This window comes from Cohnella yongneupensis (genome assembly GCF_042655785.1).
GTDB lineage: Bacteria > Bacillota > Bacilli > Paenibacillales > Paenibacillaceae > Cohnella > Cohnella yongneupensis.
On the sequence record NZ_JBHSNC010000060.1, the window covers coordinates 1 to 2,221 of the forward strand.

Below are 2,221 nucleotides of genomic sequence, written 5' to 3' on the forward strand. Positions count from 1 at the left end.
GTTTAATATTCTTGTTCATTAATCGATCTTGGATGCCCTTACGCTCTCGGAGATTTCAGTTAACGTCCGTGGATTCACGACGCCTCACCACCTTAAGGCTCAAAGAGCCGGCCGCGACGCGGTTAGGTGGTGCAGGTGTGTCCGCACGAATGTGCGGACCGAAGGGGGCTTGTCCCCCGAAGCGTGAATCCTATGTTAGCTGATGTCTCTCTACTTCTTCGAATCGGTTCTGACGTAGTATCATTTTGCACTTTAACTATCACATTCTTGCTCATATGAATCTCGTACATCTACAACTCTAATATGTTCTTTACTCTTCGTAGCAAGAGAGATTTCAGCTAACGTTGTTGTATTCACGACGTCCCACCGACTTAAGGTAGCGAAGCTGCCGGGTGCGATGCGCTTAGTCGGTGCGGATGTGTCCGGCTGATCCCGCTTCACCGATACTGAAATGCCTCTCCGAATCCTCTTCTAACATCGTGCCGGACCGAGGGCGAATGCCCGATGCGTGAATATGGTGTTATAAGATGTTCCCGCCTTCTTCGAAATAGCTCTCAAGTTTCCTTATCCAGTTCTTGTTCCCATTCGCCTCAATTATGCTATGCAACAACCATTTCTTTGAATGATCATCATCTACTCGATCCATATATATCTTAAAATCATGTTCATCTTCTCCTCTTGTACTTAAACTCTTAAAGAGTAATTGCCATGCTGGATTTACATAGGGTCTTTGATTTCCTTTATTGAATTCACTTAGTTGCATTGTGATCTTTCTATTCTTTCTAAATATCACTTCATCTTCATTTCGTTCTGTAACTAGGATCTCTAGAAATTCATTCTCTCTAAACAAATGTAAACAATATCGTGGGGGATCTAGATCGTGCATCGTCTTATATGGTACTAATCGATGTTCGCCAGTAATCGCAACTTGTATATCCCACTCATGAAAATAGGTAATTGCATGAGGGATGTCTTCTCTGAAAATGCAAATATCCATGTCTTTATGAGTCCTGGTGACTTCATTAGCAGCGAGATCGATTGTCCATCCACCAGCTATAAACCATGGTCTATTAAATAATTTCATTAACAAATCAATGTTTACGAGTTCTTGCGCATCAATGACAATCACCTCGCTCTAATGTACTTGAACTCTTGCGGGAATTTCTTATAACGTTATTGTATTCACGACGTCCCACCACCTTAAGCCCGAAGGGCGGCCGCGATGCGGTTAGGTGGTGGGATGTGTCCGGCTGATCCAGCTTCCCCGCTACTGAAAATGCCTCTCCGAATCCACTTCTATCTTCGTGCCGGACCGAGGCAGCTTGTCTGCCGTAGCGTGAATATGGTGTTAGATGAAGCCGGTGACCTCTTTGATTCACATTCAAAGCTTTAGATATTAAATCGTTATTTCAATTACATTACCTTCTGGATCAAGAATGCTACTCTCAAAATAGCCATCTCCTGTAACTCTTGGTTCACTGTAAATTGTGTATCCATCAATTCTTAATGTTTCTGTAAGTTCCAGTACCCTTTCTTTACTCCCAACGGAAAATGCTATATGTGCATACCCAAATAAAGATAACTTGTTTTCTTGTTTTATTAAGTCCGGTTTTCTCATCAATTCGATTCTTGCTCCACCTTCGAAAACTAAAAAGTAAGACTCAAATTGCTTCACTTTATTCGTATATTTATCATTAGAAATTCCTTTGAAGTATTTCATATAGAAGAATTTCATTTGTTCAATGTCATTTGTCCAAAGGGCAATATGTTCTATTCTCATATTAACTACCTTCTTTTCTTTTCATTTTTTTAATTACGCTTTTACACCGGTTTCATCTAACGTCCAGGGATTCACGACGCCTCACCACCTTAAGCCCCAAAAGGGGCGGCCGCGATGCGGTTAGGTGGTGCAGGTGTGTCCGCACGAATGTGCGGACCGAAGGGGGCTTGTCCCCCAAAGCGTGAATCCTATGTTAGCTGATGTCTATCTACTTCTTCGAATCGGTTTTAACGCTGTATCATTTTACAACTTACACATTCAACTTATTGCACCGATCAATCTCGATACACTACAACCCTACGATGCCCTTGATACTCCAGAGCAAGATAGATTTCAGCTAACGTCCGGGGATTCACGACGCCTCACCACCTTAAGGCTCGAAGAGCCGGCCGCGACGCGGTTAGGTGGTGCAGGTGTGTCCGCACGAATGTGCGGACCGAA

3 protein-coding genes are annotated in these 2,221 nt (G+C 43.1%); 1 reads left to right on the top strand and 2 read right to left on the bottom strand.

Annotation, left to right across the window (positions count from 1 at the left end):
* Positions 1-520 precede the first annotated feature (520 nt).
* Positions 521-1,129: a nucleotidyltransferase domain-containing protein gene (locus tag ACFPQ4_RS24675; RefSeq protein WP_378114616.1), complete on the bottom strand. Its 609-nt coding sequence runs from the start codon at positions 1,127-1,129 to the stop codon at positions 521-523.
* Between the two features lie 267 nt (positions 1,130-1,396).
* A complete protein-coding gene (locus ACFPQ4_RS24680; RefSeq protein ID WP_378114617.1) occupies positions 1,397-1,780 on the bottom strand; it encodes a VOC family protein in 384 nt (127 codons plus the stop codon).
* A gap of 190 nt (positions 1,781-1,970) precedes the next feature.
* On the opposite strand from ACFPQ4_RS24680, the gene ACFPQ4_RS24685 reads away from it, so the two are divergent.
* The coding region (locus ACFPQ4_RS24685) for a hypothetical protein (RefSeq protein ID WP_378114618.1) at positions 1,971-2,221 on the top strand (251 nt) is incomplete at its 3' end.